The sequence below is a fragment of the Pseudooceanicola lipolyticus genome, from assembly GCF_002786325.1.
GTDB classification, from domain to species: domain Bacteria; phylum Pseudomonadota; class Alphaproteobacteria; order Rhodobacterales; family Rhodobacteraceae; genus Pseudooceanicola_C; species Pseudooceanicola_C lipolyticus.
The window spans coordinates 1-13,031 of record NZ_PGTB01000118.1 but is presented as its reverse complement, the minus strand read 5'-3'; the positions used below and the strand labels follow the sequence as shown (position 1 = coordinate 13,031).

The following is a 13,031-nucleotide window of genomic DNA, read 5'->3' as shown; positions in this document are numbered from 1 at the left end:
ATCCGGGCAATCTGCTGTTCCTGGGCCGTCGCGGCGCTCAGACCGTGATCGGCCTGCCGGGCAGCGCCCGATCCCCGGCGCTCAGCGGGATCGACTGGGTGCTGGAACGCGCCGCCTGCGGCGTCGCCCCGACCGCCGACGAGATCGCCGGCATGGGGGTGGGCGGGTTGCTGAAGGAAATCCCGACCCGGCCGCAGCCGCGTTCCGGCGCGGCGCCGTCCTGACCCCGCCTTTGTGAACTTGGTCATATCCAGACGCTCCCGAATCGGCGTTACTTAACGCCACGGAATGCCTTTGCCGGTTCGGCCACAGGAAACGGGACATAGAGATATGAGCGCACAGTTATCTGTCGGATGGTGGAAAACAGCCTGGCCGACAAAAGACCTGCCCAAGAATTTCGCGGCGATGAGCCAGGCCATCAAGGATGTCAAGAAAACCAAGTCCGGACTGTCGGTGATCGACCACCGCGCGGCGCTGGACCGGCTGATCGCGCTGATCGATCCGCTGACCAAAGAGGCCAACAGCCAGTATCGCCGCCACCCGCTGGACAAGCGCAAGGCGCATAAGAATCTCAGCGATCTCTGCGCATTGGCGATGGCCGAAAAAAGCCGCGCCAAGCTGACCCAATCGCCGACCACCGTGTTCAAGAAACCCTTCGGCCTGCACCTGAAGGACAAGATCAACCACGAAGGCCCGATCGACCAGATCGGCCGCATGGATATCGAACTCAAGTTGATGTCGGGCTTTGTCGACGAACTGCGCGACAAGAATGCCGAGGCGCTGCTGAACCGGATGTCGAACCGGGTGTTCGACGATTACGTCAAACGGTCGGTGGCGCTGGTCGACGGTTTTGTCAAACATCGCGACGGCGCGCTGACCAAGAAAGACCGCAAGACGCTGGCCCAGCTGCTGGACCAGATCGCCAAGGAGCTGTCCGAGGAACTGACCAAGGTGCCGGCGCAGGTGCTGCGCAAGATCGGCATCGACGAGAAAATGGCGCGCGCCTACAAGATCGACAAGGGCGTGTCGATCACCACCGGGGTGGTCGGCACCGGCATCGCCGCGGCCGGAATCGCGGTGCCCGGCACCACGCCGCTGGCCATTGCCGGCACCGTGCGCTCGGCGGTGGCGCTGGTGAAAGACATCACCTCGCTGTTCATGAGCCTGGAAAGGAAGATCCAGATCTTCGACGCCTATCTGGTGGCGCTGAAGAAAATGTTCGAACGCGCGGAGAAGGACGGCAAGAAGATGAAGGGCGGCAAGGCGGTGGGGGAATTCACCCTTGAATCGCTGAATACGGTCCTCGGGATCGACGTGGTGCCCACGGTGAAAAAGGCCAATGCCGATCTGAAAGAGATCGAAGGCCATCTGGCAATGATGTCGGTCAAGATCCAGGGGCTGCAAAAAGCCGTTGCCAAGGTGATCGACAAGAATGACAAGCTGATCGCCAACCTGCGCAAGGAAAAGAATTTCCAGAACTGGCGCGCCCTGTTCAAGGAATTGCCGGGCGCCGAAAAAAAGCTGCAATCGGTGGTTGAGGATGCGTTCAAGCTGGCCGAGCGGGTGGCCACGGCCGAGGACGATGTGATCCGCATCCGCAGCGAAATGAAGCGCCTGCAGCAGCCGGGCACCAAGGTGAAACGCTTCGGTGTCGCGGTCGACCTGATGGTCAGCGCCACAACCAGCGTCGGTGGCGTCTATGACGCGGTCGCGGTGGGCAAGGCGCTTGAATCGGTATTGGTGGCGATCGCAGCAACCTATTACGAGACCGGCATGAAGCTGAAGGATTACGCCTGACTCATCCCGGCTGGTTCCGCCAACGAAAACGACCCGCCCCAAGCGGGTCCCGAATTGGGCGTCCAGCGTATAAAGTTTTTTGTTTCTACGACTTTTTGCTCAGAATTAGTGCGAGGTTTCGGCTTCTCAACCTCGACGCGTCGTGTTTAAACTCCCCCCAAGCAAGCTAGATCCAAGGGAGGACGTCATGACGCAAGTCTCGATGGTCGTGAACGGCAAGCAAGTCAGCGGAGAGGTCGAAGGCCGCACGCTGTTGGTACAGTTTCTGCGTGAATCGCTCAGCCTGACGGGCACGCATGTCGGCTGCGATACCAGCCAGTGCGGCGCCTGTCTGGTGCATGTGAACGGCGAAGCGGTGAAAGCCTGCACCATGCTGGCGCTGGAGGCCGAGGGTGCCGAGGTGGGCACCATCGAAGGCCAGGCCAATGCCGACGGATCGCTGAACGTGATCCAGCAGGCGTTCCAGGACCATCACGGCCTGCAATGCGGTTTCTGCACGCCCGGCATGGTGATGTCCGCCGCGGCGCTGCTGAAGGAAAACCCCAAGCCGTCCGAACATGAGATCCGCGAATATCTCGAAGGCAATATCTGCCGCTGCACCGGCTATCACAACATCGTCAAGGCGATCTTGGCTGCATCCGGTCAGGACGTCACCGCCATCGCCGCGGAGTGATCCGGCCCGGGTGGAGGAGCACCCGGACAGGATGACGATTGAGGGTGCGGGCCCTGCCTGCACCGATCCCAGGGAGGAGATCGAATTATGCCGAAGGATCATGGTATCGGCGCCAGCACCAAGCGGCGCGAAGATCTGCGGTTCCTGACCGGAACCGGCAATTATACCGACGACATCAACATTCGCGGCCAGGCCTATGTACATTTCCTGCGCGCGGATGTGGCACATGGCCGGATCAAGAATTTGGACACCGGCGCGGCGGAAAAGATGCCCGGCGTGGTGCGCATTTTCACCGGCAAGGATTTCGAAGGCGTCGGCGGGCTGCCCTGCGGCTGGCAGGTGACCGACCGGTTCGGCGAACCGATGCAGGAACCGCCGCACCCGGTGCTGGCCCAGGGCAAGGTGCGCCATGTCGGCGATCCGATTGCCGCGGTGGTCGCCGACAGCCCGGAACAGGCCCGCGACGCCGCCGAGGCGATCGAAACGGATATCGAGGAACTGCCGGCGGTCATGAACATGAAGGCGGCGCTGGCCGACGGCGCGCCCAAGGTGCATGACGACCTGAAAAGCAACCTCTGCTATGATTGGGGCTTTGTCGAAGACAACCGCGAGGCGGTCGACAAGGCGATCAAGGAGGCGGCGCACGTCACCACCCTGGAACTGGTGAACCAGCGCCTGGTCGCCAACCCGATGGAACCGCGCGTCGCGGTGGGCGATTATCGCCGCGCCACCGATGAATCGACGCTCTACACCACCTCGCAGAACCCGCATGTGATCCGCCTGCTGATGGGCGCCTTCGTGCTCGGCATCCCCGAGCACAAGCTTCGCGTGGTCGCGCCGGATGTCGGCGGCGGATTTGGCACCAAGATCTTTCACTATGCCGAAGAGGCGTTCTGTACCTTTGCCGCCAAGGCGATCAACCGGCCGGTGAAGTGGACGGCGTCGCGGTCCGAAGCCTTCATCTCGGACGCGCATGGCCGCGACCACGTGACCAAGATCGAACTGGCGCTGGACGCAGAGAATAACTTTACCGCGATCCGGACCGAGACCTATGCCAATATGGGCGCCTACCTGTCCACCTTCGCGCCATCGGTGCCGACATGGCTGCACGGCACGCTGATGGCAGGGAATTACAAGACCCCGCTGATCTATGTGAACGTCAAGGCGGTGTTCACCAATACCGTGCCGGTCGATGCCTATCGCGGCGCCGGGCGGCCCGAGGCGACCTTTCAGTTGGAGCGGGTGATCGACAAGGCGGCCTGCGAGCTGAACATCGACCCGATCGCGCTGCGCCGGCAGAATTTCATCACCGAGTTTCCCTATGCCACCCCGGTGGCGGTGGAATATGACACCGGCGACTATCACGCCACCATGGACAAGCTGGAGGCGATGGCCGACCTTGCCGGTTTTGGCGAACGCCGCAAGGCCAGCGAGGCCAAGGGCAAGCTGCGCGGGATGGGGGTGAACTGCTATATCGAGGCCTGCGGCATCGCCCCGTCCAACCTGGTCGGCCAGCTGGGCGCGCGCGCCGGGCTGTACGAAAGCGCCACGGTGCGGGTGAATGCCACCGGCGGTCTGGTGGTGATGACCGGCAGCCACAGCCACGGGCAGGGGCACGAAACCGCGTTCCCGCAGGTGATTGCCGAAATGATCGGCATCGACGAATCGATGGTCGAGATCGTGCATGGCGACACCGCCAATGCGCCGATGGGCATGGGCACCTATGGCTCGCGCTCGCTGGCGGTGGGCGGCTCGGCGATGGTGCGCGCCACCGAGAAGATCATCAACAAGGCCAAGAAGATTGCCGCGCATCTGATGGAGGCCAGCGAAAGCGATATCGAGCTGAAGGATGGCGCCTTCAGCGTCGCGGGCACCGACAAGTCGGTAGCTTGGGGCGATGTTTGCCTGGCGGCCTATGTGCCGCATAACTACCCGCTGGAGGATCTCGAACCGGGGCTGGAGGAAACCGCGTTCTACGATCCGGCCAATTTCACCTATCCGGCCGGCGCCTATGCCTGCGAGGTCGAGGTCGATCCGGAAACCGGCAAGGTGACCATCGAGCGGATGATTGCGGCCGATGATTTCGGCAATATCGTCAACCCGATGATCGTCGACGGCCAGGTGCATGGCGGGCTGGCGCAAGGTATCGGCCAGGCGCTGCTGGAAGGTTGCATCTATGACGAAAGCGGCCAGATTCTCAGCGCCTCCTACATGGATTACGCGATGCCGCGCGCCGATGACCTGCCATCCTTCGAGGTGGACCATTCCTGCCAGACGCCCTGCACCCACAACCCGCTGGGGGTGAAAGGCTGTGGCGAGGCCGGGGCGATCGGATCGCCGCCCGCGGTGGTCAATGCAGTGGTGGACGCGCTGCGCTCGGCTGGTAAAGATATAACTCATATCGACATGCCCCTGTCGCCCGCGCGCGTCTGGGCGGCGATGCAGGGCTGACCGCGCGGTGCAAGGAAACGGAGACGCAAGATGTATAATTTCGAGTTCGTAAAGCCCGCGACGCTGGCCGATGCGATCAGCGCGCTTGGCGGCGACGAGGCGCAGGCGCTTGGCGGCGGCCAGACCCTGATCCCGACGATGAAACAGCGGCTGGCCTCGCCGACCACGCTGGTCAGCCTGACCGGCATCGACGAGATCAAGGGCGTGTCGTCGGAGGGCGGCGTTGTCACCATCGGTGCTGCCACGACCCACGCCACCGTCTCGCGCGAGGCGGGGGCCTATCCGGCCCTGGCGGCGCTGGCGACACTGATCGGCGATCCGGCGGTGCGCAATCGCGGCACCATCGGCGGATCGCTGGCCAATAACGACCCCTCGGCCGATTATCCGGCCGCGGCGCTGGGGTCGGGGGCGACCATCGTCACCAACAACCGTGACATCGCCGCCGACGACTATTTCCAGGGCATGTTCGCCACCGCGCTGGACGAGGGCGAGATCATCACCGCGGTGAAATTCCCGATCCCGGAAAAGGCCAATTACCAGAAGTTCGAACAGCCGGCCTCGCGCTTTGCGCTGGTCGGCGTCTTCGTCGCCAAATACGCCGATGGTGTTCGCGTCGCGGTGACCGGCGCGTCGGAAGACGGCGTGTTCCGCTGGAGCGAGGCCGAAGCGGCGCTGGCCTCCAACTTCGCGGCCAGCGCGATCGAGGGGCTGAGCCTGCCCGCCGAGGGCATGATCGCCGACCTGCACGGCTCGTCCGAATATCGCGCACATTTGGTCGGGGTGCTGACCAAACGCGCGGTGGCCGCGGCAGGCTAACGCTTTAGGCCGGCTGTTGCTGGGCTGTCCGCGTTTTGGGGCAGCCCTTGAACTTCAACGCCCGACCAGCGGCGAAGCCACTGCGCAGCTTGGCCTGCGAGCGGATCTACCTGCTGACTGGCCTCGGCCTAACATGTTGCCCAAAATCAAACGGCTACCGGGAAAATCCCGATAGCCGTTTTTTCGGTGTCCCCATGCGGGACGCGCCCTTACGGGCAAGACTCTTTGCCTCAGCCCTTAGTGGGCAGCGGGCCGATCATCATGATCATCTGGCGGCCTTCCATCTTGGGGAAGTTTTCCACCCGGCCGATCTCTTTGGTGTCCTCGGCCACCCGTTCCAACAGCTCGCGGCCCAGGTTCTGGTGCGCCATCTCGCGGCCGCGAAAGCGCAGGGTGACCTTCACCTTGTCGCCGTTCTCCAGGAACTTGAAGACGTTGCGCATCTTCACGTCATAGTCATGCGTGTCGGTGTTGGGCCGGAATTTGACTTCCTTGACCTCGATCACCTTCTGCTTTTTGCGCGCCTCACTCTCGCGTTTCTGCTGTTCATATTTGAACTTGCCGAAATCCATGATCTTGCAGACCGGCGGCGTGGCATTGGGCGAGATTTCGACAAGGTCTAATCCGGCCCGTTCGGCCAGTTCAAGCGCCCTGTCGGGCGAGACGACTCCGATATTTTCACCTTCCGCTCCGATCAGGCGGATTTCGGAGGCACGGATCTTGTCGTTGACGCGCGGGCCGGTGTCGCGGGTGGGCGGCGCGTTGTGAGGTCTGCGGGCTATGGAATCGTTCCTTGTATGGTGATTTATGGAGCGCAAACGTAATCTTGGGTCGGCGGCGGTTCAAGTCGCAATTCTGCTCCAAATGCCTTTGCCAGCAGCGATTATGCGCGGCGACAACAGGTTGGCGGCGGTTGTTGCCGCACTTGGGCGCCAGACGTGGCGTCGGCGCTCCGCGCAAGGGAAACCGCGGCGGTTGCATGGCTTCGGCGTCAGCCATCCGACCTCTCAGCCAGGGGCGGGGCGCCGACATGATCCGCATCGATTGTGAGGCCCGCGATCCACTTTTGGTGCATTTGCTAAGGAAATTTAGCATGCTTGAGTTGAAATGGTGGAATTTTTTTCCGTATTTGGCTAGTCTGGTGCGGTGCGGATGGTCACACGCACCAGTGGAGGAACCGACAATCTTGGCTGCGTCTACGTCCAATCCCGAATTGACATGCATGCGCTGATCGATACCTGGCGCCGGCGTATCCAGGTCACTCTGGCACTGGGCGTGGCGCTGCTGTCGGTGGCAGTGCTGGTGATTGGCTGGGGCGCCGGGCTGGAGGTTCTGGTGCGGGTCAAGGCGACCTATGCCGCCATGGTGCCCACCACCGCCGCCTGTTTCTGCCTGATCGCGATCGCGGTGATCCAGGCCCACATGACGGCCGCCAACCGCGTGTGGCGGGTGCGGATCCCATTGCTGCTTGTGGTGATCCTGGTCGGCCTGAACATGGTGATCGTGACCGAGAATGGCAGCGGGCTGGACGCGCTGCTGTTCGGGAAACTGTCTCCGGGCGACGGGATGGCACGCGGAACCGGCGTCGGGTTGCTGGCGGTGGCCTATTGCGTCGAATGCCTGCCGCATAAGCGCGCGGCCAAATCCGACATGTCCGGTGTGGTTGCGCTGATGGGGCTGGTGATGGCCTTTGCCATCATCCTCGGCCATTCCTTCGATGCGGTGTCGGGCAGCATGGTGCCCTGGTTCGAACAGACCTCGGTGCTGACCGCCAGCCTGTTCCTGGCGCTGTTTACGGGGCTGGCGATCCCCGACGCCTCGGTATTTGCGCTCGATCCGAAGCCCGAGCGCAACCAAAACCGGTTTTGACCGCGCGGCCGCCCTTGGCAGCCGCCCGGGCGCTCAGCCGACAAAGGCCTTTTCGACGACATATTCCTTGGGATCGGAATTGGCGCCTTCGCGCAGGCCAAAGCTTTCCAGGACTTCCTTCAGATCCATGTTGAATCCCAGCGAGCCGCAGACCATGGCGCGGTCGGTTTCCGGGTTCATCGTTTCGATCCCCAGGTCGCGGAACACGCTGCCGTCTTTCAGCAACTCGGTGATCCGGCCCATCTTGGGGCTCTCTTCCCGCGTTGTGGTTGGGTAATAGCGGATCTTGGCCAGGTTCTCGGCGCCGATCAGCTCGATCATCAGCTCGTCCTGCTTCAGCTCTTCGATCAGCTTGCGGCCATATTCCAGTTCGGCCACCTCGCGGCAGGTATGGGTGATCACCACCTCGTCGTATTTCTCATAGGTCTCCGGCTCGCGCAGCAGCGAGGCGAACGGCGCAAATCCCGTGCCGGTGGCGAAGAACCAGATGCGCTTGCCCGGCAGCAGCGCGTCATGCACCAGCGTGCCCACCGGCTTGGGCCGCAGGATGATCTGGTCACCGGGCTGGATATGTTGCAGCCGCGAGGTCAGCGGACCGTCCTGCACCTTGATCGAGTAGAATTCCAGTTCTTCGTCCCAGGCCGGCGAGGCGATCGAATAGGCGCGCAGCAGCGGCTTCTGCTTGCCGGTCTTCGGGTCCGGGTCGCCCATCAGGCCGATCATCACGAATTCCCCCGACCGGAAACGCAAAGATTGCGGCCGCGACACCCGGAACGAAAACAGCCGGTCGGTCCAATGCTGGACCGAGGTGACGGTCTGGGCATCGGGCAGGGCCGGGGTCTTGACGGGAGTGGCTTGGATCGCGGATTTGGTCACTGGGGTCATTTCTGTCATACGGTTTTCGCCGTCCAGGATGCGGCGCCTCTGAGTAATCTTCTATTCAGCTCGGAATGAAAAGGGGACTTAGCCGCGCAGGCGCGCCTGATAGCTGTGCGCCTGCCAGTTTGCCCGCGCCAGCCACTGATCCTCGGGCTGGCGCGCGGCCAGATCCTCGCTGATCTCGACCTCGTCGAATCCCGCGCGGCGGGCCATGGCATATTGATCGGCCAACACGTGGCCCCGGGCACGCAGGCGGCCCTGGTACCCCATCAACCGCAGCCGCCGGGCGATGGTGAAACCGCGCCCGTTTGCAAAGCTGGGAAAATCGACGCGGATCATGCTGGCCGCGCCGATCAGTTCGGCCAGGTCCAGCGGATCGGCATCCGCCGGCACGTCCAGCACCACGGTTCCGGCCTGCGCCTCGGCCAGCGGGGTGTACTCGGCGTCCCAGTCATCGGCGGCAAAGCCGCTGTCTTTTACGATAATGCTCATTTCGCTGCTCCTGTCCGCACCACCTTGCCATTGACAAAATGGATGCCGCATTCGTCCTTGTCCTGATCGCGCCAGCGCCCCGCGCGCGGGTCTTCGCCGGGTTTCACCGGCGAGGTGCAGGGGGCGCAGCCGATCGACGGATACCCCTTGGCCACCAGCGGATGCCGGGGCAGGCGGTTCTCTTCCATATAGTTCTTCACATCCTCCGGCGCCCAATGCGCCAGCGGGTTGATCTTGATCCGGCCGGTGGCGGCCTCGACCTCGAAAAAGTCCAGCGCCGCGCGGGTGCCCGACTGGAACCGCTTGCGTCCGGTGATCCAGCCGTCATAGCCCGCCAGCGCGTTGTTCAGCGGCACGGTCTTGCGCAGGTCGCAGCAGGCATCGGTGTCGAACTGGTGCAGGGTGCGGTCCGGATCCAGCCGCTTCAACTCGCTCTCGGCGGCGTGGATGATCTGCACATTGCGCAGCCCCAGCCGTTCGCTGACCTCGGTCTGGTAGACCAGGGTTTCGGCAAACAGCATCTGCGTGTCGATAAACAGCACCGGCACCGACCGGTCCATGATCGCCGCCATGTGCAGCAGAACCACGGATTCGGCGCCAAAGCTCGACACCAGGGCGATCTTGCCCGCATCCTTCAGGGCGCCATGCATCACCTCGGTGGCGCTGTGATGCTTGTAACGCGCGTTCAGCTCGGCAACGCGCGCCGCCAGCGCGGGATCGACCGCGACGGCAGGGGCGTCGTCGAAGACGGGCCGGGGTTTCCGGTCAAGCGGCATTGGCATGAGCTTCCGGATATAGCGCGGCCTTGAACGGGGCGGCCCCCAGGCGGCTGTAGGCGGCAAGGAAGGTTTCGTCCCGGCTGTTGCGCAGGTCGAGATAGGCCAGCACCAGGCGTTCCACCGCCGGCACGATCTCGTCCGCCGAAAAGCCCGGCCCGGCACGTTCACCAATCGCCGCGGTTTCGGTGCCGTCGCCGCCCAGGGTGACCTGGTAGTTCTCCACCCCGGCACGGTCGAGCCCGAGAATGCCGATATGGCCGACATGGTGATGCCCGCAGGCATTGATGCAGCCCGAGATCTTGATCTTCAGCGGCCCCACATCATGCTCCAGCTTCAGCTCGTCGAAGCGGGTCGCGATCTCTTGCGCGATCGGGATCGACCGGGCGGTTGCCAGGGCGCAGTAATCCATGCCGGGGCAGGCGATAATGTCCGAGATCAGCCCGATATTCGCCGTCGCCAGCCCGTGCTGCTTCAGCGTGGCATGCAGCGCCGGCAGGTCGGATTTATGCACATGCGGCAGGATCACGTTCTGCTCGTGGCTGATGCGCAGCTCGTCATGGCCGTATGTTTCGGCCAGGTCGGCCATCACCCGCATCTGCGCGGCGGTGGCATCGCCCGGCGTCTCACCATGCGCCTTCAGGCTGATCGAGACGATGGCATAGCCGTCGGCCTTGTGCGCATCCAGGTTGGTGTCGGCCCAGGACCGGAACAGCGGATCGCTGTCATAGGCGGCCTGGAAGGCATCGACCGGCGCCACCCGGAAATCCGGCGCCGCAAAGGCGGCCTCCAACTCGGCCAGCAATTCCTGGTCGATGCCGGAAAACGCCGCGCGGCGTTCGGCAAAGGCGGCCTCGACCCGGTCGCGAATATCGTCGATCCCGTGCTCGTGCACCATGATCTTGATCCGCGCCTTGTACTTGTTGTCGCGCCGGCCCAGCAGGTTGTAGACGCTGAGGATCGCCTCGAGGTAAGGCAGCAGGTCGGCCTTGGGCAGGAAGTCGCGGATCACCTTGCCGATCATCGGGGTACGGCCCAGGCCACCGCCGACGATCACCTCGAACCCGTCCTCGCCGCCCTGGCGCACCATGCGCAGGCCGATATCATGGGCGCGGGTCACCGCGCGGTCATGCGCGGCCCCGGTGATGGCGATCTTGAACTTGCGGCCCAGGAACTGGAATTCCGGGTGATCGGTCGACCACTGCCGGATCAGTTCGGCCACCGGGCGCGGATCGGCGATTTCCTCGGCGGTGGCACCGGCGAAGTGATCCGAGGTCACGTTGCGGATGGTGTTGCCCGAGGTCTGGATCGCGTGCAGTCCGACCTCGCCCAGCGCGTCCAGCATGTCGGGCACGTCACGCAGCTTGGGCCAGTTGTACTGGATGTTCTGCCGGGTGGTGAAATGGCCATAGCCCTTGTCCCACTTCTCGGCCAACAGCGCCAACTGGCGCATCTGCGCCGAATTCAGCGTGCCATAGGGGATCGCCACCCGCAGCATATAGGCGTGCAGCTGCAGATACAGCCCGTTCATCAGGCGCAGCGGCTTGAACTCGTCCTCGGTGAGAGACCCGTCGATCCGACGCTCGACCTGGGCGCGGAACTGGGCGTTGCGCTCGGCCAGGAAGGCGGTGTCGAAGTCGTTATAGCGGTACATTCTGGCGTTCCTTTTCGTCTCCCGATGGGCGGGATGCGTTCTGGGTCGTGGCGGCCCCGATCAAGCCGGGGCAGGCCCCGGTGTCAGGTCCGGGGCTGCGGCGTCTCGGCCTGTTTGCCGTGGTGATAGTTGGACGGTCCGGTGCGGCGGAAATCCTCGCGGAAATGCACCGGTTCGGGGCCGCGCGGCCCGACCTTGACGTCGGCCAGATAGGCGCCGACGACGGTGGCGGCCTGCTGCTCGGCAAAGCTCAGCCGGGTCTTGGCAACGGCCTCGTCGCGCAGGACTTCGGCCTCGGACAGTTCGCGCGTCCACTCATTGCCGGCGGTCTGGTAGATCACGTCGCCTTCCAGCAGGTGATTGGCGGTGACGACCTTGGGGGTAAAGGGGCGGGGCATCAGGCAAACTCTTTCTGCAGGTTGGGAACGGCCGCCGCCGCCGCACGCGGGGCGAGGCCAAGGAAGGTCAGCGCCGGGCCGTGCATCTCGGCATCGGCCAGGTCGGCGGGCAGGGCGTCCAGCGTGGTGGCCAGCACCCGCTGTTCGGGGCGCGAGGCGTTTTCGATCACCGTGACCGGCGTGGCACGGTCGGCGCCATGCATCAGCAGGCGCCCCTGCACGAAACGGGCGGATTTCTTGCCCATGTAGATCGCGGCCACCTCGCCGGGGCGGGCCAGCTGGGCCCAGTCGTGATCGGCAAAGCCCTGCATGTCATGCCCGGTCAGGAACCGCACCGCGCTGTTGCGGCCGCGCCGGGTCAGGCTCTGGCCGATGGCGGCAACCGAGGCCGAAGCGGCGGTGATGCCGGGCACGATATGCCAAGTCACGCCGGCGGCGTCGCAGGCGTCGATTTCCTCGTCCAGGCGGCCGAACACGGTGCAATCGCCGGATTTCAGCCGCACCACCTGCGCGCCCTGGCGGGCATGCGCGACGATCAGCGCGTCGATCTCACCCTGCGGCGTCGACGGGCCAAAGCCTTCCTTGCCGACATCGACCAAGATCGCCTCGCGCCGGGCCAGTTCCAGAATCTCGAGGCTGATCAGCCGGTCGTGGATCACCACATCGGCCTTGTCCAGCGCCCGCCGCGCCTTGAGCGTCAAAAGCTCCGGATCGCCGGGGCCGGCACCGACAAAGGCGACATGTCCGGGCCGCGCCGGACGCGCCAGATGATCGTCCAGCAGCGCGTCAAGCCGGTCGCGCACGCTGTCTTCGCCGCCGTTATCCATCGCCCGCGGACCGGCGTTGAAATAGTAATCGGCCCAGAAATCGCGCCGGGGCCGGCCCAGCGGCAGCGCCTCGGCCATCTTGCGAAAGCCCTTGCCGATCCGCGCCAGCGCGCCCAGCGTCACCGGCAACCGCGCCTCCAGATCCGCCTTGATCGCCCGCGCCAGCACCGGAGCCGCACCCTCGGTGCCGATCGCCACGGTCACCGGGTCGCGATCGACGATCGCCGGGGTGATGAAGTCGCTGTCTTCCAGGTTGTCGACCACGTTGACCAGCGCGCCGGCAGTCCGCGCCAGCGTCGCGGTGCGGGCGTCCTCGGCCGCATCCTCGTCGGCGGCATAGAACAGCGCGGTGCCGTCCAGATCCCCGGCCTGCAGCGCCCGGCGCCGCAGCTCCAGCTT

At 64.3% G+C, this 13,031-nt stretch carries 12 protein-coding genes and 1 pseudogene; 6 read left to right on the top strand and 7 right to left on the bottom strand.

Annotated elements, in window-relative coordinates:
- The 5 genes and pseudogenes from CVM52_RS19235 to CVM52_RS19215 all read left to right on the top strand — a co-directional run.
- Window positions 1-224, top strand: a pseudogene (locus CVM52_RS19235) (molybdopterin-binding protein); the annotation flags it as partial.
- 106 nt (window positions 225-330) lie between these two features.
- The gene (locus tag CVM52_RS19230) at window positions 331-1,797 is read left to right on the top strand and encodes a hypothetical protein (RefSeq protein WP_172721046.1); all 1,467 of its coding nucleotides are present in this window, start codon (window positions 331-333) and stop codon (window positions 1,795-1,797) included.
- A 187-nt stretch (window positions 1,798-1,984) separates the two neighbouring features.
- Entirely contained in the window at window positions 1,985-2,470 is a 486-nt protein-coding gene (locus tag CVM52_RS19225; RefSeq protein ID WP_100164050.1) for a (2Fe-2S)-binding protein, read from the top strand.
- An 87-nt stretch (window positions 2,471-2,557) separates the two neighbouring features.
- Window positions 2,558-4,921: a xanthine dehydrogenase family protein molybdopterin-binding subunit gene (locus tag CVM52_RS19220; RefSeq protein WP_100164049.1), complete on the top strand. Its 2,364-nt coding sequence runs from the start codon at window positions 2,558-2,560 to the stop codon at window positions 4,919-4,921.
- A 30-nt stretch (window positions 4,922-4,951) separates the two neighbouring features.
- A complete protein-coding gene (locus tag CVM52_RS19215) occupies window positions 4,952-5,737 on the top strand; it encodes an FAD binding domain-containing protein (protein ID WP_100164048.1) in 786 nt (261 codons plus the stop codon).
- Between the two features lie 230 nt (window positions 5,738-5,967).
- Here CVM52_RS19215 and infC read toward each other — a convergent pair whose 3' ends face one another.
- Window positions 5,968-6,555, bottom strand: coding sequence for a translation initiation factor IF-3 (infC, locus tag CVM52_RS19210; RefSeq protein WP_442439579.1), 588 nt, complete (start codon window positions 6,553-6,555; stop codon window positions 5,968-5,970).
- Between the two features lie 400 nt (window positions 6,556-6,955).
- Here infC and CVM52_RS19205 point away from each other — a divergent pair, with 400 nt between their 5' ends.
- Window positions 6,956-7,606 (top strand): hypothetical protein, encoded by a 651-nt coding sequence (locus tag CVM52_RS19205; RefSeq protein WP_100164047.1) that lies wholly within the window; start codon window positions 6,956-6,958, stop codon window positions 7,604-7,606.
- A gap of 33 nt (window positions 7,607-7,639) precedes the next feature.
- Here the strand turns inward: CVM52_RS19205 and CVM52_RS19200 are convergent, their stop codons facing one another.
- The 6 genes from CVM52_RS19200 to cysG form a co-directional block, all read right to left on the bottom strand.
- The gene (locus CVM52_RS19200) at window positions 7,640-8,500 is read right to left on the bottom strand and encodes a ferredoxin--NADP reductase (RefSeq protein ID WP_133119901.1); all 861 of its coding nucleotides are present in this window, start codon (window positions 8,498-8,500) and stop codon (window positions 7,640-7,642) included.
- 69 nt (window positions 8,501-8,569) lie between these two features.
- Window positions 8,570-8,977, bottom strand: a complete 408-nt coding sequence (locus CVM52_RS19195; protein ID WP_100164046.1) for a DUF934 domain-containing protein — start codon at window positions 8,975-8,977, stop codon at window positions 8,570-8,572.
- Window positions 8,974-9,753, bottom strand: coding sequence for a phosphoadenylyl-sulfate reductase (locus CVM52_RS19190; protein WP_100164045.1), 780 nt, complete (start codon window positions 9,751-9,753; stop codon window positions 8,974-8,976). Before CVM52_RS19190 ends, CVM52_RS19195 begins: the two co-directional genes overlap by 4 nt.
- Window positions 9,743-11,407 (bottom strand): nitrite/sulfite reductase, encoded by a 1,665-nt coding sequence (locus CVM52_RS19185; RefSeq protein ID WP_100164044.1) that lies wholly within the window; start codon window positions 11,405-11,407, stop codon window positions 9,743-9,745. Before CVM52_RS19185 ends, CVM52_RS19190 begins: the two co-directional genes overlap by 11 nt.
- 83 nt (window positions 11,408-11,490) lie before the next feature.
- Window positions 11,491-11,805 carry a DUF2849 domain-containing protein gene (locus CVM52_RS19180; protein WP_100164043.1) on the bottom strand — a complete coding sequence of 105 codons (315 nt, stop codon included), beginning with the start codon at window positions 11,803-11,805 and terminating at the stop codon, window positions 11,491-11,493.
- The coding region (gene cysG, locus CVM52_RS19175; RefSeq protein ID WP_100164042.1) for a siroheme synthase CysG at window positions 11,805-13,031 on the bottom strand (1,227 nt) is incomplete at its 5' end. The genes CVM52_RS19180 and cysG, both read right to left, overlap by 1 nt.

Coding starts and splice junctions, on each gene's coding strand:
- CVM52_RS19230 (WP_172721046.1), top strand. CDS start 331: ATGAGCGCACAGTTATCTGTCGGATGGTGGAAAACAGCCTGGCCGACA.
- CVM52_RS19225 (WP_100164050.1), top strand. CDS start 1,985: ATGACGCAAGTCTCGATGGTCGTGAACGGCAAGCAAGTCAGCGGAGAG.
- CVM52_RS19220 (WP_100164049.1), top strand. CDS start 2,558: ATGCCGAAGGATCATGGTATCGGCGCCAGCACCAAGCGGCGCGAAGAT.
- CVM52_RS19215 (WP_100164048.1), top strand. CDS start 4,952: ATGTATAATTTCGAGTTCGTAAAGCCCGCGACGCTGGCCGATGCGATC.
- CVM52_RS19205 (WP_100164047.1), top strand. CDS start 6,956: ATGCATGCGCTGATCGATACCTGGCGCCGGCGTATCCAGGTCACTCTG.
- CVM52_RS19200 (WP_133119901.1), bottom strand. CDS start 8,500: ATGACAGAAATGACCCCAGTGACCAAATCCGCGATCCAAGCCACTCCC.
- CVM52_RS19195 (WP_100164046.1), bottom strand. CDS start 8,977: ATGAGCATTATCGTAAAAGACAGCGGCTTTGCCGCCGATGACTGGGAC.
- CVM52_RS19190 (WP_100164045.1), bottom strand. CDS start 9,753: ATGCCGCTTGACCGGAAACCCCGGCCCGTCTTCGACGACGCCCCTGCC.
- CVM52_RS19185 (WP_100164044.1), bottom strand. CDS start 11,407: ATGTACCGCTATAACGACTTCGACACCGCCTTCCTGGCCGAGCGCAAC.
- CVM52_RS19180 (WP_100164043.1), bottom strand. CDS start 11,805: ATGCCCCGCCCCTTTACCCCCAAGGTCGTCACCGCCAATCACCTGCTG.